A 23,000-nucleotide genomic window follows, 5' to 3' on the forward strand; every position below is an offset into this window, starting at 1 on the left:
CACTTTGCAATTTAAACAACTGCAACCGTATTCTCCGCCTCCACCTTCAGCCCTCCAAGCGAAAACATGGCCGGTCAATTCATCTACCAAATCATCGACCTGACCAAGAAACACGGTCAGCGAAAGATCCTCGAGAACGTCAACCTCGCCTTCTACCCCGGCGCCAAAATCGGTGTGCTCGGCCCCAACGGTGCCGGTAAATCCACCCTGCTGAAAATCATGGCGGGCATGGACACAGAGTTCGAAGGCACCGCCCGTTTGGGCAAAGGCTTTACGGTCGGCTACCTCGAACAAGAGCCACCACTCGATCCGACCAAGACCGTTTTTGAAAACGTTCAAGAAGCCGTCGCGGAACGCCAAGCCATCGTGGACCGCTACAACGAGATCAGCGGTTTGCTCGGTGAAGTCACCGACGACGACGAGATGCAAAAACTCTGCGACGAGATGGCGACGTTGCAAGACATCATCGACGCCAACAACCTGTGGGAACTGGATCGCTTCGTCGAAATGTCGATGGCGGTCATGAACTTGCCTCCCAAAGACGCCGAGATCACCAACCTGTCCGGTGGTGAAAAACGTCGCGTCGCACTTTGCCAGTTGCTCATCCGCCAACCCGACTTGCTGCTGCTCGACGAACCAACCAACCACCTCGATGCCGAATCGGTCTCGTGGTTGGAACAACACCTGGCCAGCTATCCCGGAACCGTCGTGGCCGTCACCCACGATCGTTACTTCCTGGACAACGTCGCGCAGTGGATCCTCGAAGTCGATCGCGGTCGTGGCATGCCATTCGAAGGCAACTACAGCGCGTGGTTGGAAAACCGAGCCAAACGAATGGCTTTGGAAGAGCGTCAACAAAAGGCTCGCGAAAAGAACCTGGCTCGCGAATTGGAATGGATCCGTATGAGCCCCAAGGCTCGCCAAGCCAAGTCGAAGGCGCGGATCAAATCGTACGAACAAATGTCCGCCGAGCAGTTCGAGGATCGTCCCGACGATTTGGAAATCCAAATTCCTTCGGGCAAACACCTCGGCTCGTTGGTCATCGAAGCTCACCACGTCAACAAAGCGTTTGGTGAAAAGACCTTGATGACCGACATGAACTTCCGTCTGCCACCCGGCGGGATCGTCGGCATCATCGGCCCCAACGGTGCCGGCAAAACGACTCTGTTCAAAATGCTGACCGGGAACGAACCTGTCGACGGTGGTGAAATCAAAATCGGTGAAACCGTTGACCTCGGTTACGTCGATCAATCTCGCGACAAACTGGATCCGAACAAGACGATCTATCAAGAGATCAGTGGCGGTCACGATTCGTTCGAAATGGGCGGCCGCGTCATGCACGCTCGCACCTACGTTTCGCGATTCAACTTCAAAGGCCCCGACCAAGAAAAGAAAGTCGGCGTGCTGTCCGGTGGTGAACGCAACCGAGTTCACTTGGCATCCTTGCTTCGAAAGGGCTGCAACGTGTTGCTGCTGGACGAACCAACCAACGACCTCGACGTCGACACATTGCGTGCTCTCGAAGAGGCCATCGCGAACTTTGCGGGATGCGTTGTTGTGACATCTCACGACCGCTGGTTCCTCGATCGCCTTGCAACCCATATCCTTGCGTTTGAAGGCGACGGGAAAGTGGTTTGGTGCGAAGGCAACTTTGACACCTACGAACGCAATCGTCGTGAACGCATGGGCGAAGACGCCGACGATGATTCGCCCAAATCCCGATACAAGAGCATTCACGCGGGCTGATCCAGCTCCGCGATCGCTACCTCCGCGACACACGCGGAGGAATCCACTCATTCACCCATCTGTTTCCTTTCCACCTTTTCAAATTCATGACGATTCTGCGCACAGGCACCAACGAAAAGTACGCCGAAGGCTTTGCAGCCGCCTTCGGTGGCGGATCAACCGCCGCGAAAAAAACCGCTAAGAAAGCGACCAAGAAGGCAACGAAAAAAGCCAAAACTCAGCCCGCTCAATCGAAGAAAAAAACCGCCAAGAAGTCGGTGAAGAAAGCTGCCAAGAAGAGCGTCAAAAAGGCTGTCAAAGCCAAAGCGGCAACGAAAACGGCAGTCAAGAAATCCGTCAAAAAGTCGGTGAAGAAGTCTGTCAAAAAGACCGCTAAGAAATCGGTCAAGAAGGCAAAGAAGAAGAGCTGAATGCGTCTTGCGGAGTGGCCGGGAGGACCAAGCGTTTTCCCGTGCCCCTCGACATAACCGGCACGTCCTCCACAATGACGTTGCCCCCGCCAAGCGTCCCGCCTTCCAACTATCTTCGGTTCCCTTGATGCCCGCCTCACCGTCCCGCGAACCAAACGGCAACCTGCCCGACCATCAATTGGCCGCCGCAGCCTGGTCGCCGCCCTCGCAGGACGTCCGCACGGCACTTCAAGCCCTGGTGGGCTATCTGAACTTTTCGTCCGGCCCCGCACCCACGGCTGTTTTTACGGCCTGGAACCAAGTTCACGACGAAGCCTCCGGTGGAGACGTGCTCAACGGCCCTCCACCTTTCTTGATCATGCGAGACTGGCTGGAAGAAGCCGCTCAGTCTCTGAAAGAAAGCTCCCCCGCATTCGCGAACATCGATCGTGTCCTGGGACTGACCAACCTGCTTTGGTCTGGTTTGCTGCCCGCCTATTTGGACTTTCATCGCGACCTGCTGTTCCATCAACCTCCTGAACTGCTCTTCAACGGCTTCTTCTTGGGACGCTGCGCCGAAGTCATGGTGCAACAGATCGGAGAAGACGAAACGATCGGCAGTGTGGACGACGAATCCGATCGCCTGCGTCAAATCATTGGCACTCTGAACGACTACGTCGGCTACCGTCCCGTCGCAGTGCTGGAAAACCGAGCCTGCCAACCCTACGCCCACGAGTTCGTTCGCCCGATCCCGCAAGTCGTTCAAGGAGCTGGCATCACCGCCGGTCCCTACCGCGAATTGATCGAGCGTGCGGTGCTGGCGATCGAAGAAGCCCCGGATGACATTCTTCGTTCCGCGGCGATGGATCCAAAGCAGCTGCGTGAACTTTGCTTGGACCCACGAGCCTACGACTTTGATCACCCGGTCAATCGTCGACCGAACTATCACTTCGGCGGATGGGACGAGCACTCAATCGATTCCGATGGACGTTACGATCGATTCATCCTTCGCAGCGTGACGCTGGACTCCTTGCTCGCACGAGTCAACGAGACACCGGAACTGCCTCGCGACGAACTGCTCGAAGAAGCCGCTTCGGTGTTGGCTGGCACAATGCTGATGGCATCGGGCATCTCCGGTTGGGGTCCTGGATGTTACAGCAGCGACGTGACCCTTCGTTCCCTGATGGTTCCGATCGCGAATTTCCGTGACGAGTTTTACAACTGGCGGATATCGCAGATCGGCGGCGAACACGGCCAACGTTTGCTCGACGAAGTCAAAACTCGACATCAAGCCTTCGGCGCCGCTCGACAAAACCTGAATGCGGCTTTGGCAAGACGTCGCGCCATTCAGTTGCAACACGTTCAGCTCGCCCGCATCTACGCTCGCGTGGGCTACCCCGATTCCGCAACCAAGCAAGCCGATGTGGTTCCGGCCACCTCCGCACGTTTGATGTGCCGCATCGATTGCGGCATGACACTGGGCCTTCGAGCTCTTCGAACAGATCGCTTTCCCGACGCGGTCGAAGTCCCCGAGCAAACGTTCGATCTGATTCGCCGCGCGATCGAATGCGGCGCATTGATGGACCCGTGGGACATCCTCGGCTTCACCGGCAACTTCAGTCTTTACCCCGGCATCGAAAATTCGATCCACGACAGTCGACTCGATGAGTTGCTGTACATCATCGAGAATCTGTTTGGCTACATCGCTCGGGTGTGGAGCGAAGCTGCTGCCCGCGACGACGAAGTCGCCTACGAACGAATGGACCGTCAGTACCGCGAAGTCGCCCAGTGGTGGCGAACTTTCGCGGCGCACACCGTCGAGTCGGTCGAAGCGACCGACCCATGGGAATCATACGAATCCGCTCGCTTGGTCGCACAAGCCCTCCGTCTATGGCATCGAGGCGGAGCCCAACGCGGCGACATCGCTTTCTGGGCACCTCACGCGGATTTGTTTGATTCGCCGCGAGCCTACATGCTGGTGATCTCGGCTCTGCTGGAACGCAAAGACTTCATCCCCGCACAGGCGCTTCTGATTCACTGGCTCTGCCAAGCCGACCGGGTCGGACTTCGCAGCGGAGCAAACTCGTTGCCGCGATTGGCTGAACGTTGGCTGCTGCAACTTCGCGCTCACATGCGTGATGACTCGCAAGCTTTATGGCCGCGGGTGAACAAGTTCTTCGACTACCTCGAAGCCAACGCCGAATCATTCTGGTCAGCACCGCGTTTCGAAGTCGGTGACGAAGAACCTCGGGATCGCCATCGCGACAATTGGGAACAAGAGCTAGCGGAAGCCAACGAGGACCCGTTCGGCTCACAAGAGGATGACGAAGAAGCGGGGCTGTTCGATGCCGCGTATGAAAACGTCAGCTATCGCGACACAACCGATGACGGCAACGAAGGTTCCATCTTTGACACCAGCAGCGACAGCAGCAGTGTTGATGAGCTGGAAGCCGAAGTAAAACGACTGGCCAGCCGGCTGGATTTCCTGCAGTCATTGGCACGCATGTGGGCCGTGGGTGCCGACGTTGCTTTGTCCGAAATTCATTCCGCCAATGAGTCGACTGGCCAAGCCGATCCAACGGACTCGGCCGACCCCGCCCGCCGGCAAGAACAGATCGAAGCGTTGTCTGCATGGGCTCGCCGTGCGGTAGCCAACCGGATCGGATTGCTCGAACTGCTGGGCGATGTTCGTGCCTACAAAATCAAACCTGCGGGCACCGACAAAGATTCCATGCGAATCTACGATCGCCGCCGCGTTCTCCGCGACAGCCTCATGGAACGGGTCATCACCACCGCGGTTGAAATGGCGGATGCCAGGCGACTGATCGCCAGTGCACTCGGTGCCCTGCAAGGCAAACTGCCCGAAGACGTGGGTGAAGAATTCGCTGAAGATGACGCGGGTGCGATTGAGCTGTTCTCAGCATTGATCGCGGGCGACTCCGAACGTGCTCGCGAGCGTTTCCCGACCTTCATCGAAGCGATCCTCAACCGCAGTTTGCTTTACATCCCGCTGTCCCGCGGCGGTGACCCGGTCAAGATTTACGTGACCCGGCTGCGAGAACGTGTGCTCAGGCACTTGCTGCATTGGCTCCCGCGTCGCGGACTTTTCGCGGAAACTTGCCGACTGATCGAAACCGCTCGCCAAATGGAACAGCGGCATCCGATTGGTGCCGGTGCCGTGACGGAATTCGATGGCTTGTATCGAGCCGGGTATCGATCATTGGTGGGCTCCATCGCGGAGGCCGTCTTGCACGCCACCGCTGGCGAACCGCCCTCCCCTGCCCCGGCCGAAACTTCCGCGACAACGCGAGAACTCAGCGTTACCGACCAAGACGCAATCGCCGATCGTTTGATTCCTCTGCTGGAACGATTGACGGAAACGATGCTGGGAAGTTGGTTGGCTCACAGTCAAACGCTTCGCTTGTCGCCGCTCGAAGCCGTCAGTGATCCCGCTAAGTGGGAACGCCTCATCGAGTTCATTCAGCGTTACGGCGATCCAATCTTCACTCAAGGCTTCTTGCAACTGAGCAACGTTCGCGCGGTGCTGCACCAGGACGTCTCATCGTGGCTGGAGCGTGCCATGACGGACGGAGACGACTTGCTCGAAGACACGCAGCTTTTCCGAGATCTCGAGATCGGCAAGATCAAGATCAACGAAGCCTCGCGTTGGATCACGCTGGTGTTCGAATCCTTGCTCGATCATCACGCTGAATACCAAGACTACAACAGCACGACGACTCAGAGCGATCGTGGCGAACTGATCTACACGTTCCTTGATTTCCTGCGCCTTCGCACTCGATACGAGCGCGTCGCGTGGAACCTGAAACCGATCATGTGGACCCACGAAGTCCTGGTTCGAATGGGACTCGACCAAGCGTCGCTGGGCTGGCGAGAAAGTCTGAATGAACGCATCGCCGCAGAAGCCGAACTGTACGTTCAAAAGCTTCGCGAATTGCAGCGTCGTCATTCCATGCGAATGCCGACCATTGCCGACCGCATCGAAGAACGATTTGTTCAACCGATGACGATCGACCGAATGCGGTCGTTGGTGGAACCCGCCATGAGCGACGCCGAAGCGGATCGATTCAGCGCAGCATTTGAACAACTCGAAGCGGAAGCCAACGAACTTTCGCGAACTCCCGTGGGCGTTGGTCTCGACCTGCCTCCTTGGTTGAGCGCGTTGGAAGACGAGGTCGAAAAGATCGGCAAACGAAACCTCATCAGCGAGATTGACCCTCAGGAACTGATGACGATTCCGGTCAGTCCGCTGACGCTCGATGAACTCCAAACGCAACTCACGACGGCCCAAACCCAAGGCCGCCGGCTTCCTCACATGCGTCGCCGAAAATCGTAGGCAGCCTCGGGGCGGTCTAGCACGAAGGCTTCTCAAGCGTTTTGCAGATTCAAAACCTTGTTTCGGACGCTCGACCATTGCTAAGTGGCGAGCCGACCGAAAAAAGAATCTTTGGTGGAATCGTAAAAAGTCAAAAAAACTTTGACTCGGGACCGACCGAAAAAGCCCTTCGCAAACCCGAATTCAGCGGTCAACGCGAAAGACATTGCGGGAAAACTGGGGAGCGATCTGCTCCTCTAAGCACCTTCATTCAACCTATCCTTCCTATTTTCACCTGTGGCGATCATTCAGCGGGGGCATTCAAGTGGGGCGGACAGGGTGCCGATCTAGATTGGCTCTCCCTTATCCCACCGATATACTCCCGTCTTCTAGTCTCGTCCTTGAAACGTTGAAAATCGATGTCCAACACGCTTTCCGCTCCGCCGAACGCTTCTCAGACCGACACCTCGTTTCCACATCTTGAGTTGTCATCGGAACTAGCTCGTCACTTGACGATCACGCTAGGACACGACTTCACAGGCGACTCGACTGACAAACAAAACAGTGAATACCTGTACCAGGCATTGGCCATCACGGTCCGCGATCGCTTGGTTCCGATCTGGCTCGAAACTTGGAAAAAGACCTGCCTGAGCGAAGATCGCAAGGTCTATTACCTGTCGCTGGAATTCCTGATCGGCCGTTCACTTACCAACGCGGTCGAAAATCTGGACTTGGACGAAGACGTTCGCAAAGCCTTGCGGGCTTACAGCGTTGGAATGGAAGAAGTCGCTGACAAGGAACTCGATGCTGGGTTGGGCAACGGTGGCCTCGGTCGTTTGGCCGCATGTTTCCTGGACAGCTGTGCGAACCTGCAGCTTCCAGTGGTTGGCTACGGCATCCGTTACGAATACGGAATGTTCCACCAGCACATCGAAGATGGACGCCAAGTCGAGGACCCCGACCGTTGGTTGCGAGACGGCAACCCTTGGGAAATCAAACGCCCCGAAGACACGCGTCGCGTTCGCTTCTACGGTCGCACCGAGAACTACTACGACGAGCACGGAACCCTGCGTCCTCGCTTGGTCGACTCGCACGATGTTCTTGCCGTTCCATTCGACATGCCCGTCCCTGGGTATCGCAACGACACGGTCAACACGCTGCGTCTGTGGAAAGCGTCAACGACCGACGTTTTCAACCTCAGCGAATTCAACGCGGGCTCGTACCCCGAAGCCGTCGCCGCAAAGAATGACGCCGAACAAATCTCCATGGTGTTGTACCCCAACGATGCCAGCGAAAACGGCAAGGAACTGCGTCTAAAACAGCAGTACTTCCTCGTTTCGTCTTCCTTGCAAGACGTGATCGCTCGTTGGGCGGAACAGCACGGCGAAGACTTCAGCGACTTTGGACGCAAGAACTGCTTCCAACTCAATGACACTCACCCCGCTTGTGCCGTTCCTGAACTCATGCGGTTGCTGATGGACGAGCACGGTTTGGAATGGGACGACGCATGGGACGTGGTCACACGCTGCATGGCATACACCAACCACACATTGCTTCCGGAAGCCTTGGAACGATGGTCGGTCGGTTTGTTCAGCCGCCTGCTGCCACGTCTGCTCGATATCATTTACGAGATCAACGCTCGGTTCCTGAAGTTGGTCGATCAGCAATGGCCAGGCGATGTCGCCATGCGTCGCGAAATGTCGCTGATCGAAGAGGGCGACAACCCACACATCCGCATGGCCTACCTGGCCATCGTAGGCAGCTTCTCCGTCAATGGTGTCGCCGGCTTGCACACCCAGTTGCTCGAATCGGGACTGTTCAAACACTTCAACACGTTGTGGCCGCGCAAGTTCAACAACAAAACAAACGGCGTGACTCAACGTCGCTGGCTGTCGCACTGCAACCCCGGCCTGCGTGAACTTCTGAACGAAACCATTGGCGATGGCTGGCAAAAAGACCTGACCAAGATCAGTGACTTGGCCTCGCACGCAACCGATGCCGACTTCCGCAAGAAGTGGATCGAAGTCAAGCAACAAAACAAAGCACGCTTGTCCGATTTGGTCGTCGCCGAAACTGGTGTTCGGTTCGACACCTCGTTCATGTTCGATGTCCAGGTCAAACGGATCCACGAGTACAAACGTCAGTTGCTCAACGTCCTGCATATCGTGCATCTATACGATCGCATTCTGCGTGGCGAAACAGCCGGCATGGTTCCGCGTTGTGTCTTGATCGGTGGTAAAGCCGCACCTGGATACCACGTGGCGAAACTGATCGTGAAATTGATCAACGACGTGGCCAAGAAGGTCAACAACCACCCCGCCGCCAACGACCTGTTGAAAGTGGTGTTCTTCCCGAACTACCGTGTTTCCTCCATGGAAGTGATCTGCCCGGCAACCGAGTTGTCCGAGCAGATTTCGACCGCTGGGAAAGAAGCCTCCGGTACGGGCAACATGAAATTCATGATGAACGGTGCATTGACGATCGGAACACTCGACGGTGCCAACATCGAAATTCGTGAAAACGCCGGTGCGGAAAACTTCTTCTTGTTCGGTTTGAACGCCAGCGAAGTGACTGAGCTGAAGAAGGACTATCGCCCCAACGAGATCATCGCCGCGGACGACGACATCGTTCGCATCATGAACCTGCTCGAAAGCGGTCACTTCAATCCTGACAATCCAGGTTTGTTTGATCTGTTGACCAGCGGCCTTCGAAACCCTCAGGATCCTTGGGTCACCATCGCCGACCTTCGTGCGTACATCGACTCGCAAGCCGAGGTTGCCAAGGCGTACCAGGACGTGGATCACTGGAATCAGATGAGCATCCTGAACACGGCCGGCAGCGGCTGGTTCAGCAGTGACCGAACGATCCAGCAATACGCCGACGACATCTGGGACGTCCGCCCGCTGAGCTAGTTCCAATGGCGAGAACGCTGGTGATCAAAAGATCGCCAGCGTGAACCAATTGGTCGATGGCCTTCCCAGGCCGTCGAGCCTCTTCATTGCCGCATTGCATGTGACTGCCTTCGAAGGCAGTCCATCGTCGCTGGCACCGACGGACTTGGAAGTCCATCGTACATCACCAACTCAAAATTGTGGGCGTGCCAAAGCCTCCAAGGGAGGCAAGGCAGTTCAAGAAGGGTTGGCTAAGCCGCTCCCAATCCCATCGCGCGTCGCCACGCACTGAATTGGCCCATGTGAATCATCATGTGGCCGCCTAGATAAAACGCGTGCATCGAACCGATCGTCCCGAACTTGCTTTTCATTCTTTCGTTCGTGTTCACGGCTGCGAATGTAGAATCATCCGCTGCTAGAAGTGTTTCGATCGCGGCTGCATGCGCTGACGTGAATTTCGAAACGATCTCTTCCATCGCTGGGTACAAGTTCCCGTCTGGATCATCCAAACAAGTTGCTTGAGGTGAAAACAAAGCTTCGTACTTTTCCGTCGGAGCAATCGAGCTGGCATCAGCGCCTAACTCACTGACAACCCGCGACGGGTACAAACTCAGGTGCCCGAGGATAAATGCGGGATGGTTCGATTCGACGACTTGCCCGCCCACTGTGGCAAAGCGAGCAAATTGTTCGGAGGACACCCCAGAAACCATCCTGTCCGCATAGCCGACGCACAGTCGAGCCGAGTCGGCAATCATTTGACCAATCATGTCTGTTTCTCTAGAAGTTGCGAGTCATTTCTGCTGTTGTAGCGGCCTCCTGATCCTGAAGAAAGCCAGGGCCCGCGGGTGAGATGCAGGCGTAAGAAGACACAGCAAGAATGCTCGTCCGATCAAGCAGCCCGACGGGCGTTTTCTGTAGACGAGTGGTCCGCAAGGCTTGCCTCGGAAACCCAGTCTTCACATCCCATCGCCGAGCCATCCAGAGTTCCCGGATGAAACCAGGGCTCCGGATAATAAACCCGTCGCGAAGAATGAGGTCGCCCCAGGTAGGCCCCCCACCAACTGAACGTGCTATTTGCGATCACCACATGCCGACACTGTGCAATCAAATGCAGATCTTCATGAGCCGTTTGTCCATCAGTGTGCTGCACCGGCGTGAACGGGATGCCGACATCCAGATTGGCTTCGCACCAGGGCACATCGTTGGAAAACAGATAGAGTTTCAAACCCGTTTCACGAGCTGCCAAATCAAGCAAACAACTTCGATAGTAGTCCGCATTCAAAGTTCGGTAGATCTGCTTGGCTTTTGCTGAGGTCACATAATCGCCTCGCCGAACATGAATCGCAACGCTGTTTTCATCGGTCATCTGCGAAGACAACTTCTGAGTGGTTGTGGACGGTTTTTCTTTCAACCGAAACTCTTCTCTGAGACTGTCTCGCAATCCGGGAAAGAACTTCTCGCTCTGCCAATAGCCATCCAAATAGAGGTCGCGTTCAGGGTTCAACAGCGATTCGCGAAACCCAAACGGTTTTTCTCTGCGGACCGGCAACGCCCCTTCATATCCTGGGACAATCCGGCGACTGACATGGTCCAATGCTCGTCCAACTGGAGTCCGGCGAAACTTCCCTGGCACGCGAGAATGGTCCGCACCTGAAAGACGGTTCGCAGAAATATTGAAGTGATCGATCGCTAAGGGATGCAACCGATACTCCTCAAATGCGGAGTCATCAATCAGCAAGGTTTGATAGGTGCTTCGAGCAAGGGAGTGCCCGAACGCATACTGAAACAATTGGTTCCCAAGACCGCCAATCAATCGCGTCACAATCATCGGTCAAGCCACCTTTCGAATGTGAGTCCGTCGTACAACGGCTGCATGCGCTTCGTCCAACGTGCGAGTGAGACGCTCTAGCTTCAAATCGTCCATCATCGGGCTGAGTCCCAAGTAGAAACCCTGCTCGTGAATCCACTCTGCTCCAGGAAAATCCTTTGGATCGACGTCACCGAGCAATTTGGCGGCAGGTTGGCGGGCAAAGTTGCCGGTCACGACTGGACGAGTTTCGACACCTGCTTGCTCCAGATAGTCCAAAAGCTCAGCACGTGAACCTACGGCATCACCCTTCAGTAACATTGGTAGTGCGAACGGACTGACAACACCTGAAGCGGGCGTGTCAAAGCATTCAAACCAAGACTGACTGTCGGCATAGGTCGCAAAACGGTTGGCCAATTCACGACGACGATCGTTCATGCCATCCAGCTTTTTGAGCTGTTCCAAACCAAATGCAGCCTGCAGTTCAGTTGGCCGAAGATTGAATCCCCAGTTTACAAAGCGATAACGGTCATCCACCACAGTGGGACCACTCGCTGCACTTCCCAAGCCAACCTGATTTTTCGCGGCCGGCGTCTTCAGTCCGCGTGACCAACCATGCGCACGCAGAACTCGCAGCGCGTCCGCGTCCTCTTCATTGTGGCATGTCACCATGCCACCTTCCATCGTGGTCATGTGGTGTGAGAAGAAGAAACTGAAGCTCCCCCCCAACCCAAAGTTGCCAACGTGTTTGTCGGCGAATTTAGCGCCAAGCGACTCGCAACAATCTTCGATCAATAGTAGCTCGTGCTCATCGCAAAACTCCTTCATCAACTTCATGTCGATGGGATTTCCCATCAAGTGCACCGCGAAAACGCATTTGGTTTTTGATGTGAGTCGACGACGCATGTCGTCAAAATCCACGTTCAGTGTCGCCGGATCCACGTCGACGAGAGTGACTTTCAATCCTGCCATCAAAGGCGACCAAATCTGAGTTGGCCACGTCACAGCGGGAACCAAAACTTCATCACCAGCCGACAATCGCGGGTTCGAGGGATTGACGAGGTTGTAAGCCAACAAAAGATCAGCGGACGACCCGCTGTTCACCATCACCGCATCATGACATCCAACGTACTGAGCAAATTGCTTTTCGAATTCGCGAGTCATCGCTCCCATTGATGTTTGGTAGTTGACCAAACAATTCATGGCCGCGGCGATCTCGTCACGTCCGAATGTTGGTACGGTCAATGGATACCAATAACGACCAAACTCGCTGGATGCAGGTTCGAGATGGTCATCCATCCACGATTCAAATGCTTGCAGAGATTCCGGGGTCATGCCGCGTTCGCTGAGTAGGAGTTGGAACTGAGTGTCTGCCGATACTCTTGAATCGTCATGGCGATTCCATCACAAAGCGAGACACGGGGCTCAAACCCCAGTTTTTTCAATCGAGTGTTGTCGGTGCATTTACGAGGCATGCCGTCGGGACGAGTGGTGTCCCAAAGAATCTGACCTTCGAAGCCCGCCTGTTCCGCAATCATGCCAGCCAGTTCAGAGATACTGACATCATTGCCGGGCCCGAGGTTGATGACTTCGCCCTCGGTTTCTGCATCGAATAGATGCAACATGCCGCGAACCGCGTCTTCCACATGAATGAATTCACGTTTGGCGGATCCGGTTCCCCAGAGCGTTACCGACTCGGCTTCCTGATCCACTGCGTCGCAGAACCGCTTGACCAATGCGCTGAGCACGTGACAACGTGTCAGATCAAAGTGATCGCCGGTTCCGTAGATATTGCAAGGCATGGGCAAGACACACTGCATGCCCATTTGCTTTTGATAACTTTGTGCCAATCGCAAGCCCGCGATTTTTGCCAACGCGTACCCTTCGTTGGTAGGTTCCAACGGCCCGGTCAAAAGTGAGTCTTCCGTCATCGGCTGCGAGCACTCACGTGGGTAGATGCAAGTGCTTCCAAGAAACAGTACTTTCTCCACACCAGCTTTGGCACATGCACTGAGTTGATTGACGACCAAACGAAGGTTCTCGTCCAAGAAACCAACCGGATCGGCGATATTCGCTGCAATTCCGCCGACCTTTGCCGCCAGCAAAAACGCGTGCTTCGGCCGATGTTGCACGACGAAGTCTTGCACCGCGTCTGCTGAGCAAAGATCCAGTTCACTTCGCGTCGGAGTCAACAGATTGGTGTAGCCCTCAGATCGTAAATGCCGCGTCAACGCTGCACCGACCATACCGGCAGCACCGGTGATCCATATCGGTTCGTCTTGCCGCACTGAAAATCCTTTTTCTTGGGGCAGATTTCGTCATGATTCGCTTAGTCGCTCAATCGACAGTTTCCCGAGTGACTGAAGGCTCTTGTAGGAAACGACTTGTAGCAAATTCAATATCAATTCTTCTTTCAGGCAGCGTCCCTGCGGGACCGCGTAGCAATTTGAAAACGATAGATCGGTCGCAGCACTTCTCTCTTGACTCGATCAGCCACAGGCCTCTTTTTGCCACCACCGATCGTGCTGCCACCCAAATTCGCGGACACTTCATGCACGCACGAGGGTTGCATCACCACCACGCGAACTCCGGTGACCCATCGCATTTGAATAAAAGCATCCACGGGACGATCGATCTGCTCCGAAGCGTCCAGCAACTTTTCAGCCGCCAACCGCGTCACCAATTGCGCTGATGTCCGCAGCGGAATCACATCAGGACACAGCAGCGACCACTTCGACTGTTGAGCCATGACTCGGTGAGGAGACGAAAACGGACGCACTTGGAATTGAACGTAGTCGCCCGGTTTCGCATGATCACTGGCGAAAGCGAGCGATTCCTCAAATCCGGGCTCGAGTTCGATGTCGTCCTCGACGACCAACGTTTGCTCCCAACCTTCATCAACGATGCGTTGCCAAATTCCTCGATGACTGAGGAAGCAACCGACTTCGCCGACGTTCAGCGGAAACGGATACGAGGGTGAATGCAGTCGTGGTTCTACCCAACGTTGCAGTTCATCGTCCGCCAACAACTTGCCATCCACGGCGTCGTGAATTTCACATGGCACCGGACACGTTTGAAGAATCCGTTGAACCTGTGGCTGTCGCGCGGTCGCTCGCCGCAGAGTGACAACGAGTGCTTGAGACACGTTCATGTTTTCGACCTCGTGGGGAATCCATTCGAGTGCGTGGTCGTGATTTGTAAAATCGTCGCCAGAAGAATTGTCGCTCACCGTTTCAAAACAGCGTCTTAGGCTGCCGCCAGTGCCGGAACGATCGCTTCTGACTCCGCTACTTCGTCGTCCCATCTTGTATCGTACCGCAGCCAGTAGTCACGGACCCAATCCACGGGACCATGACCAAACTTACGTTTTGTCCCCCAGCGGTAATCGCCCTCCGGAACGACATCAATCGGGCGAGGGTCACCGTGAAAGACCACGACTTTGGCTTTTGCAGGACGTTTGATCTTCGGGGCAATCTGATTGAGTGGGTAGTACTTCAGGCAGTGCCACTTGAAGCTGGCCGTCCATGCAAATGGCCAGTAATTCACGTCCCCAGCATTCTCGGTCAAGAAATCTTGATCAAGACAATAGCGATCGAAACACTCCTGCTGGTGCTCGTTGAATCGTCGAAACAACTCAACTTGCTCACCTGGATAAAAACCTAGAATGGATCCCTGCACGCCGCGGTCAGGACGCATCGCAAGTGGCACCAAACTCCAAAGCGTTGGATTCCATTCCCGCAAGGCGTGAAAACCACGCTTGGCTTCCAAGCGATCAAAGAACCCGTCCAGGTTCTGGTTGATCACAACGTCGAGATCCAAGTACAGCGTTGGCTCATCTGCGGGCAAGACTCCAGGTGCCAGAATCGACAGTTTTGGCCAACACCCCTGTTCTCGATACTTCAGAGGAATGCCTAGATCAGGCATCTGAATTCCTTCGACCCCATCAGTTAATCCAGCGACATTGTCGGTGACGCATACAAAACGATGCGGCTGGTTCAAATTCGCCGCCACTGCATTTCGCAAAACGGTGACATACGATGCGGGAAATGCGTCCAACCAGCGAGTGCAGACAACCGTCGCCATGGTCTCGCCTTCCTTGGTGAGAAATGGGCATAGGAACTCCCGTCCAACGACGAGAAACATGTGTTTCTCGCGGAGGTTAGCGAAGTCGGTTGTTCGTGACCAGTCCGATTGGGTGTGATCACTCAAACGTGCGCAGCTTGCATCCTCTCGGTGTCATGCAGCCATTTTCTCTGATCCTTCCACCACGGTCGGCGCCGCCATCTCTTTCCGATCGGGACTGAGGCCTCGGACCATTTTGATCGCCCGATCCATGCCATTGACGCATGCGTGTTCCGTTCTTGAGTCAGGGCCACCGTAAATCGGCAAGTGACGGCCAACTCGCCCCGCCGATTCGCGAAGCAAGAATTCAGAAACAGCGGGGTGGCTATTGAACACTTGGATCACGAATGCCAAGGATCCCAGGGTCGGAATCGCACCTATCACCAAAGCCTGAGTGTGAGGCGTTCCGTCGTGTCGCGACACCCAAGCACTTTGCAAAGTCACCATCGTTCGCATAACCGGAAGAATTAAAAACGGTGCGGCCGCGTACCACCAACTGCCTCCCGACAAAGACGCTGCCATGCCGGTCAATTTCAACATGGAAACCACCGGTGAAAGCGTCTTGATCGCTAGGTGCTTGGCCATTCCGCGTGCGTAAACGCCGACGCCTGGTTCATCAAATTCAGTTCGCAATTGACTTCCGGTGGAGAAGTCCAGCCAGCGTCGCGATTCCCAGCGTCGAACCGCTCTGTGAAACAACCGGCGAGCCGATCGAGACTGATGATGCCGACTCGTCAGAATCGCCAACGCCCGCCGCTGCCGCAGGGTTCGAACCCGGGCGTCCGTCACGAAGCGATGGCACGCAGACGGAAGGCACACCGCCAAAAAACTGTTGAGTTGAAACCGCAGAAGCGACTGTCGGAAATCCCTGGACACCCTGCCCTGTTCCTGCCAACGCCGCGTTTCCCGGTCCCGATGACAACGCATCGCAGATCGTCTGAAGCGGGAATCCGACACCAAACGACCGGCCTGACGCCGCACCCGCTCACTGCCAACCATCTTTTGAATCAAGCGGCCAAGAATCGGCAACAGACCGATCATCCAGAACCCCAGCCACCACAGCTGGTCACTCGCCAGCCGGCTTTCGGTCGCGTCGTCAATCGTTCGCTCGAGCGACCAACGCCCAATCATCTCTTTGCGATACAACGCCCGTCGATCTGCCGACGCCCATCGCCATGGCTTGCGAAACGGAGCAATTTCCGTGTCTTTCCAGGCGTTCGTGTGCGCGACGAGCCGGTCCACATCGTGCCGCAAATCTCCTGGGACATCCTGAACGCCAAGCAAAAGCAGCTTGGAATCCAAGTCATCAAACGGAAAAACGCTGCCTTGCTTCCAAGCCAGGACAAGATACCGAAGCACCAAAACCGCTGGGATACCTGATTCCAAATCAATGATGGTGGGTTCGATTCGATCGTGTCCCAGCAACTCTCCGTCGGGCTCAGCTTGACTGTTCGATCCATCATGCAGTCGCAACCGAGGCCGGTCGCGGAGCAACAAGTTCGCCGTGGAAACCAAAGCTCGCGGCGAAACCTGCCAGCCCGAACCATGCATTCCCCAGCCAACCAAGCGATCTTCCAGTTGTCGCATGGTGCCGACCAACTGGCTCATCTCGTCAGAGTCATTCCCTTTGACGATCGGCCCACGACCTTCGATCCACTCTGCCGCGAGCACCCAGGCCTGGCGAGGCCGATCAAAACGGACATACAGCGGTTTCGCGACGCGGACGTCGCTGCCGGCTCGCAGCAGTAACCCAGCCACCACCCGTCGCCGATAAAAGCTGGCCTGAATCGCATGGCGATTGGAACGGTAGGCAAATGGAGCGGCAAACGCGATTCGATAGATCAACCGGGTCAGCCGACCAGGAGCGAACACCTTCTCGACACAACGCGTGGTTGTTCCGTCCGCCCAGTGCGCATCCACCAGTTCCGCCGACGCAGCACGCCCTTTGCCGAGCACGCTCACACGCTGCACACGGACGGGCGCCGGATTCAATTTGTCTATCGCGAATACCAATGCTCAAGCCGCCCGCGATGTTCGTTCACGATCGAGTCGAATCGTTTCGTTGGGTTCATTCGCGTTGGCCGAGTTCGATGCCGAACCCTCAGCCGACTTCGACTTGCCCAAAAACAGAACAACCGTCATCAGCAAAAAACAGCAAGGAATCAGGAGTTCAGACAATTCCTCCACATGCCCGGCGGCGACCTTCCATTTGATCGGCAACACCACGCCGTTGCGTCCCAAAGTCCCCAATCCCATGTCGATTGATTTAGAGAACACAACCAAGAGGCAGGCAGCGATGGGCAGCACTCCCAGCCAATTCCCCGCCGCGAAGCGATTCCGAACAAGCGAGGCGTAGCGTCTGAACATTGAAACGACGATCACCGTCGCCAGAACGATCACCGATGCCGCCAATGCTCTGGACATCCACGACAAATCATCGCGCAGATAGAACGACGTTTTCAGGACACTGCCTCCCGTGAACCGGGAATGAAAATCCATTTCCCGGGCAAAAAAGAGGCACAAAACCGATGCGAGCAAAAAAGGATGACGCGGGCAGCGGATCGATGGTTTCCAAAGTTTCAGACCACCGGCCAGTAGCAAAATGGCGGCGACCACCAAATAAAGATACGCCGAAAGAGACTCGACCCAGCCGCCTTCGCTGATGATCGCATCCCTCAGGGGCGTTCCGACCCACAGCAAGGCGTAAGAAGCAATCAGAACAAGCCCGACTCCAGTGCCCAACGCGAGGGACAGCCTTCCAACCCCGGTTCGCCACATTGCGATATCGCGACCACCCCGCGGAACGAGCGGCTGATTCGGGTCGTGAAGGGACATCGGTACTCTTTGGAAAACGGGATGATTCAGGGAAGCGACCAGAACTCTCGAAAAGCTAGCAATGACTTCCAACCCTTCGGCTGCTCAGCCCTGGATCATCCGCCGCGTTTCGCTTCATCGAAAATTCATCATTTCACAACCATTCCGTGTAGAGCACAGCGTCGTCCCAATTCAAGAGGAACCCGACGCTTCCCTTCTTTCATTTTTCTTCGGCCGCTTGTTCAGTTGCGGCTTTGAGCTGGCAATCCATCGTCGCTGGGGACGAAAAAAGCATCGAAATCGCCACCGGAATCTGCAGTGCCCTCCAGGTCGTATTCTTCGGAAACCAAAGTCCCCAACCAAGCCTGGATTCGATTGGCTCCGTCGGCCTGCGAATGGTGCGTCGCAACTTCGCTGGCGTAATTGATCAGGTCGTAAACGCGAGCCTTGCTGGGGAGAATCCGGCGACGTTTGTCACTCAGCGCGTCCAAATTTGCCAACCCGTAAAGCTCGTTCAGGTCTCCTGCGAGCGAACGAAACCGACGAATCAAACCCTCTTGGGTGAGTTGCTGATCCCGGCGCAGCGATTCCAACAACTCATTCAGCCGCAAACACTCGTGCACCGACGCCCATGAGGTTTGGCTCGATTCAAACCGCTGACGCAGGGCCGCGTACCCGTCACCATTGTCGAACGATTCGATCGCACGAACAATGCAGTGTTCCATGTTCTTCCCGACTGGCACATCGCTGCGGAAAGCCTTGGCGTGTCCGATCATGCCATTGCTGCACACCAGCCGCAGCATCGACAAAAATAGTCGGGGATGCCCATAGCCATCGACCGGAGTCTCCAAACAAAACCGGTCGCGGAATTGATCACCACCGATCGCGAATTGTCGACTGCCACCGCGCGGCGCGTGTGTGCTCGTCACAACTCCATTGTGGTAGCGAATGTCTTCGCCACCGTTCCCATCCAGCAAACCACGGATGTCGTCGTACCGAATGATCGGGCGGTTGGGATTGGTCACCGCCAACAACTGATCCGCTTTCTTTGACGCAGAAATCGGCGCCCGAGCGATGCAGTATCGAAACGTCACATCATCTCGCTGCGACTGAATTCGAGAAAAGACTTCGTCGGGGCGGAAGTAGCGGAACACGTTTTCTGCGATTCCAAACCGGGTGAAGAACGAACGCCAAAAACGACGCGTGGCGACCACGGGTTGCCCGTCAATTTCCAGTTCACGCAAACTGATCCGGCCGCCGGGTGAGCGATGCACCGTTCCAACTCGGATATCACCGACACTGGCCAACGCGTAGCTGAATCGTGGGGAAGTTTCTGTAGCGGTCTTGGAAATGGTGGAAGTCGACATGGTGGAGTCCTTTGAGAAAGATGACGGTTGATGTTGGGATAAAAAAAGACAACGGTTTAGCGACCGAGTCGGTGCATGCGTCGACGAGGTCGGTGAGCGGCGATCAGCTTGGGCAAGCTCACATTGGCCTTCGCAACTCGCTTTCGAGCGGCCATGGCCATCGCATCCAGTTGGCGGTTGCCTGCGATGCTTCGCCAACCGTATTCCGTCCACAGATACTGCTCCGCGGGAATTGCGGTTCGCATCATCGGGTGCCGCGTGTGCCGGCACTGAACGACTTGCTTGATCGGTTCGTTCTCGCATTTGCGAAGCACGCGTCCCGCCATTTGAATCGTGGTGCCCTGCCCGCTTGGCCGACAGAACACCGTCTTCAACGCCGGACAGTCAAAACCCTCGGTGAGGATCGCCATGTTGATCAACACATCCGTGCGTCCTTCGCTGAAGTCCGCCAATTGCCGATCACGATTCGTCTTCGCGGTCACCACATCGCTGCGGATACCGGCTTGGTCCAAACGAACCTTCATTTCGTCACACTGCGTTTGCTTGTGAAAGAAAACCAGCGACTTGCCCCAACGCTCCGGTTCATCGATCAGCAAATCGGCCAGCGTCTGCGGCGAGTACTCCTCGATCGTGTAGTGGTGGTAGGCACTCAAAAACCCATCGGCGATCAAATGAGCGATGCCAGCATCCCGGATCACATTTTCAAAGCACAGTTTGATGCGATCGGTTCGATACGGTGTTGCTGACAATCCCAGCGTCCATCGCGGTTGGATCTGCCCATGCAAGTTTGCCATGCTGGTAGCGGCATCGTGCTGAGCCTCATCGATGACTAACAAGTCAACGTCTGGAGGATCTTTGTCAAACATGCTGATCAAATGCATGTCGAGCCCAAACTCTCGGCGGACGTTTTCGGCTTGAGCCTGAGCCAGTAAGTTCCGCCGCATCGCGACCCAGCCAACTCGGATGCCGAGGGTGCGTTGCATGACCGCGGCGATGGCCAAACCCATCACCGTTTTGCCACTCCCGGTGGGGCTCTCAATCAGGACGCTGGTCGGCTTGGAACCGACCTGCCCTACCCCGCCGTGAGCTGGAACGGACTCGGTTTCATCGCACCCAAACGCAGCCAAGGCCCGTCGAATGATGCGGTGTTGATACGGGCGAGGCTGAATCGCGAAGCCATCCAAATCGGCGTTGGAAGATGACTCGGACGGGGTCTCCGGCAAGATCGCAGTGGACATCGTGTTCCCTTTCTGCAGGTGTCAAAGTTGAACACCTGTAGTGATAGGGAAAGCTGTGACACGTTCGGTCACCGGATCGGATGCCTCGCCAAAACATCCATTTGCTGACAGACAATCGGGACTCTAAATGCGGTCAAATTCCGCTACGGAAAGATCCATTCAGCCACGTTTTGGCCGCGGAATTTTGGTGCCTTTGCTGGCCCCCTTTTTCTTGGCCCCACGACGACCGCGTCCACGACCGCCCGATTTACCGGCTGATTTCTCGTCGACAATTTCCACGTCCGATAGCGGTTTGCCGATGTGTTCCTTGAGTTGCAACACACGGTCGCGCAGCCTCGCCGCTCGCTCGAACTCGAGGTCTTCCGCCGCGGACAACATCTCCTGCTCGAGTTTGTCGACGTACTCGATGGTGATGTAGATCGCTTCGCCATTGTCTTGAGCCTTGCGAGTCGATTCCTTGTGGCTGGCCGCCTCGGTGTCGATGCCTTTGCGGATCGATTTGCGAACCGTCTTCGGCACGATTCCATGTTTGGCGTTGTATTCCATCTGGATCACTCGCCGACGTTCGGTTTCGTCAATTGCCAACTGCATGGAATTGGTGACTTTGTCGGCGTACAGAATCACGCGTGAGTTTGCATTCCGAGCCGCACGGCCAATTGTCTGAATCAAACTCGTTTCGCTTCGCAGGAAGCCTTCCTTGTCCGCATCCAAGATCGCAACCAGCGAAACCTCCGGAAGGTCGAGCCCCTCTCGTAGTAAGTTCACACCGACCAAACAATCGAACGAACCGGCCCGCAATTCTTGGAGCAGGTCAACTCGTTCAAAGGCATTCAATTCACTGTGCAACCAACGACACTTGACGCCTTGTTCTTGGAAGTAGTTCGCCAAGTCCTCGGCCAAGCGTTTGGTGAGCGCCGTGACCAGAACGCGTTCATCCCGTTCGGCACGGACGCGAACCTGTTCCAATAAATGCGTCACCTGCCCGCGAGCCGACACGATCTCGACCTCGGGATCGAGCAAGCCGGTTGGACGAATGATTTGTTCCACCACTTCGCCGCCGGTGCGTTCCAATTCGTAGTCGCTGGGTGTCGCACTGACGAAGCAAATCTGTCCGGTGCGTTCTTCCCATTCATCGAACTTGAGCGGCCGGTTATCGAGTGCACACGGAAGGCGGAACCCGTGTTCGACCAAAGTGATTTTTCGACTTCGGTCACCGGCGTACATCGCGCGAACCTGCGGCACGGTCACATGTGATTCGTCAACGAATGTGATGAAGTCCTTGGGAAAGAAGTCGTACAACGTGTCCGGAGTCGCGCCCGGTTCTTTGCCGGACAACGGACGCGAATAATTTTCGATGCCAGGACAATGCCCGACTTCGGCCAGCATCTCCAAATCGAATTTGGTTCGTGCCGACAATCGTTGAGCCTCCAACAATTTGCCTTGCGACTGAAAGACTTCCAACTGCTGCGTCAACTCTTCGCGGAGCATTCGGATCGCTCGTTGGATGCGATCTTCCGGCATCACAAAGTGCTTGCACGGATAGATGTAAAGGTGCTCGACCGTTTTGATCGTTTCGCCAGATGTCGGTTTGATCAGTGAGATTTTCTCGATCTCGTCTCCCCACATCTCGATTCGATACGCGAATTCTTCGTAGCTGGGCCACAGCTCGATCGAGTCCCCTCGCACGCGAAATTTCCCGCGTTCGAATTGGATGTCGTTGCGTTGATACTGCAGGTCAACAAACTTCAACAGCAAGTGGTCGCGGCGAGTTTGCTCGCCTTGATGAAGATCGACGACGAGCTGGCGATAATCGTCGGGCGACCCCAAGCCGTAGATGCTGCTGACCGAGGCGACGATGACGACATCGCGGCGGCTGACCAGTGAACTGGTGGTCGCCAATCGCAACCGATCGATTTCTTCGTTGATCGAGGAATCTTTCTCGATGTAGACGTCGCGTTGAGGAATGTAGGCTTCGGGTTGGTAGTAGTCGTAGTAGCTGACGAAATAGTGGACCGCGTTGTTGGGGAAGAACTCTTTGAATTCCCCGTATAACTGAGCGGCCAACGTTTTGTTGTGGCTGAGGATCAGCGCCGGACGCTGGACGGCATTGATGACGTTGGCCATCGTGTACGTTTTGCCTGTTCCAGTGGCCCCCAAGAGTGTCTGGGCGGTCTTGCCGCTTTGGATGCCTTCGATCAACTTGGCGATTGCAGCAGGCTGGTCCCCCGATGGTGGGAACGGTTGATGCAAATCAAAAGCGGCTGGCTCAAGTTTGGTGATGCTCATGCCAGCA

Annotated in this window: 15 protein-coding genes; 4 read left to right on the forward strand and 11 right to left on the reverse strand. The window is 55.7% G+C overall.

All coding sequences use genetic code 11. The annotated features are described in order from the left end of the window. Positions 1–66 precede the first annotated feature (66 nt). The 4 genes from ettA to CEE69_RS11010 all read left to right on the forward strand — a co-directional run bounded on the left by ettA (position 67) and on the right by CEE69_RS11010 (position 9,380). Positions 67–1,746 carry an energy-dependent translational throttle protein EttA gene (gene ettA / locus CEE69_RS10995; RefSeq protein ID WP_099260688.1) on the forward strand — a complete coding sequence of 560 codons (1,680 nt, stop codon included), beginning with the start codon at positions 67–69 and terminating at the stop codon, positions 1,744–1,746. Positions 1,747–1,832: 86 nt separating this feature from the next. Then, complete coding sequence (locus CEE69_RS11000; protein ID WP_099260689.1) at positions 1,833–2,156, forward strand: hypothetical protein; 324 nt, start codon at positions 1,833–1,835, stop codon at positions 2,154–2,156. Between the two features lie 127 nt (positions 2,157–2,283). Next, positions 2,284–6,489, forward strand: a complete 4,206-nt coding sequence (locus CEE69_RS11005) for a hypothetical protein (protein ID WP_099260690.1) — start codon at positions 2,284–2,286, stop codon at positions 6,487–6,489. Positions 6,490–6,887: 398 nt separating this feature from the next. Next, positions 6,888–9,380 (forward strand): glycogen/starch/alpha-glucan phosphorylase, encoded by a 2,493-nt coding sequence (locus tag CEE69_RS11010; protein WP_099260691.1) that lies wholly within the window; start codon positions 6,888–6,890, stop codon positions 9,378–9,380. Between the two features lie 230 nt (positions 9,381–9,610). Here the strand turns inward: CEE69_RS11010 and CEE69_RS11015 are convergent, their stop codons facing one another. The 11 genes from CEE69_RS11015 to uvrB form a co-directional block, all read right to left on the reverse strand. After that, the gene (locus tag CEE69_RS11015) at positions 9,611–10,114 is read right to left on the reverse strand and encodes a DinB family protein (RefSeq protein ID WP_233215132.1); all 504 of its coding nucleotides are present in this window, start codon (positions 10,112–10,114) and stop codon (positions 9,611–9,613) included. A 134-nt stretch (positions 10,115–10,248) separates the two neighbouring features. Further along, on the reverse strand, positions 10,249–10,863 hold the full coding sequence (locus CEE69_RS11020) for an alpha-1,2-fucosyltransferase (RefSeq protein WP_390179970.1): 615 nt from the start codon (positions 10,861–10,863) through the stop codon (positions 10,249–10,251). Between the two features lie 327 nt (positions 10,864–11,190). Continuing rightward, positions 11,191–12,501 carry a DegT/DnrJ/EryC1/StrS family aminotransferase gene (locus CEE69_RS11025; protein WP_099260694.1) on the reverse strand — a complete coding sequence of 437 codons (1,311 nt, stop codon included), beginning with the start codon at positions 12,499–12,501 and terminating at the stop codon, positions 11,191–11,193. After that, complete coding sequence (locus CEE69_RS11030) at positions 12,498–13,454, reverse strand: GDP-L-fucose synthase family protein (RefSeq protein WP_099260695.1); 957 nt, start codon at positions 13,452–13,454, stop codon at positions 12,498–12,500. Before CEE69_RS11030 ends, CEE69_RS11025 begins: the two co-directional genes overlap by 4 nt. Positions 13,455–13,579: 125 nt before the next feature. Continuing rightward, positions 13,580–14,317: a glycosyltransferase family 25 protein gene (locus CEE69_RS11035; protein WP_158230991.1), complete on the reverse strand. Its 738-nt coding sequence runs from the start codon at positions 14,315–14,317 to the stop codon at positions 13,580–13,582. A gap of 95 nt (positions 14,318–14,412) precedes the next feature. Continuing rightward, on the reverse strand, positions 14,413–15,249 hold the full coding sequence (locus CEE69_RS11040; RefSeq protein WP_233215133.1) for a glycosyltransferase: 837 nt from the start codon (positions 15,247–15,249) through the stop codon (positions 14,413–14,415). Positions 15,250–15,402: 153 nt separating this feature from the next. Further along, a complete protein-coding gene (locus tag CEE69_RS11045; RefSeq protein WP_143549193.1) occupies positions 15,403–17,280 on the reverse strand; it encodes a hypothetical protein in 1,878 nt (625 codons plus the stop codon). 24 nt (positions 17,281–17,304) lie between these two features. Further along, positions 17,305–18,123 (reverse strand): hypothetical protein, encoded by an 819-nt coding sequence (locus CEE69_RS11050; RefSeq protein WP_099260698.1) that lies wholly within the window; start codon positions 18,121–18,123, stop codon positions 17,305–17,307. Positions 18,124–18,344: 221 nt separating this feature from the next. Beyond that, entirely contained in the window at positions 18,345–19,469 is a 1,125-nt protein-coding gene (locus CEE69_RS11055; protein WP_099260699.1) for a DUF932 domain-containing protein, read from the reverse strand. Between the two features lie 56 nt (positions 19,470–19,525). Then, a complete protein-coding gene (locus CEE69_RS11060) occupies positions 19,526–20,707 on the reverse strand; it encodes a DEAD/DEAH box helicase (RefSeq protein ID WP_099260700.1) in 1,182 nt (393 codons plus the stop codon). Positions 20,708–20,866: 159 nt separating this feature from the next. Then, positions 20,867–22,993 carry an excinuclease ABC subunit UvrB gene (gene uvrB / locus CEE69_RS11065; protein WP_099260701.1) on the reverse strand — a complete coding sequence of 709 codons (2,127 nt, stop codon included), beginning with the start codon at positions 22,991–22,993 and terminating at the stop codon, positions 20,867–20,869. Between the last annotated feature and the right edge of the window lie 7 nt (positions 22,994–23,000).

The organism is Rhodopirellula bahusiensis (assembly GCF_002727185.1).
Taxonomy (GTDB): Bacteria; Planctomycetota; Planctomycetia; order Pirellulales; family Pirellulaceae; genus Rhodopirellula; species Rhodopirellula bahusiensis.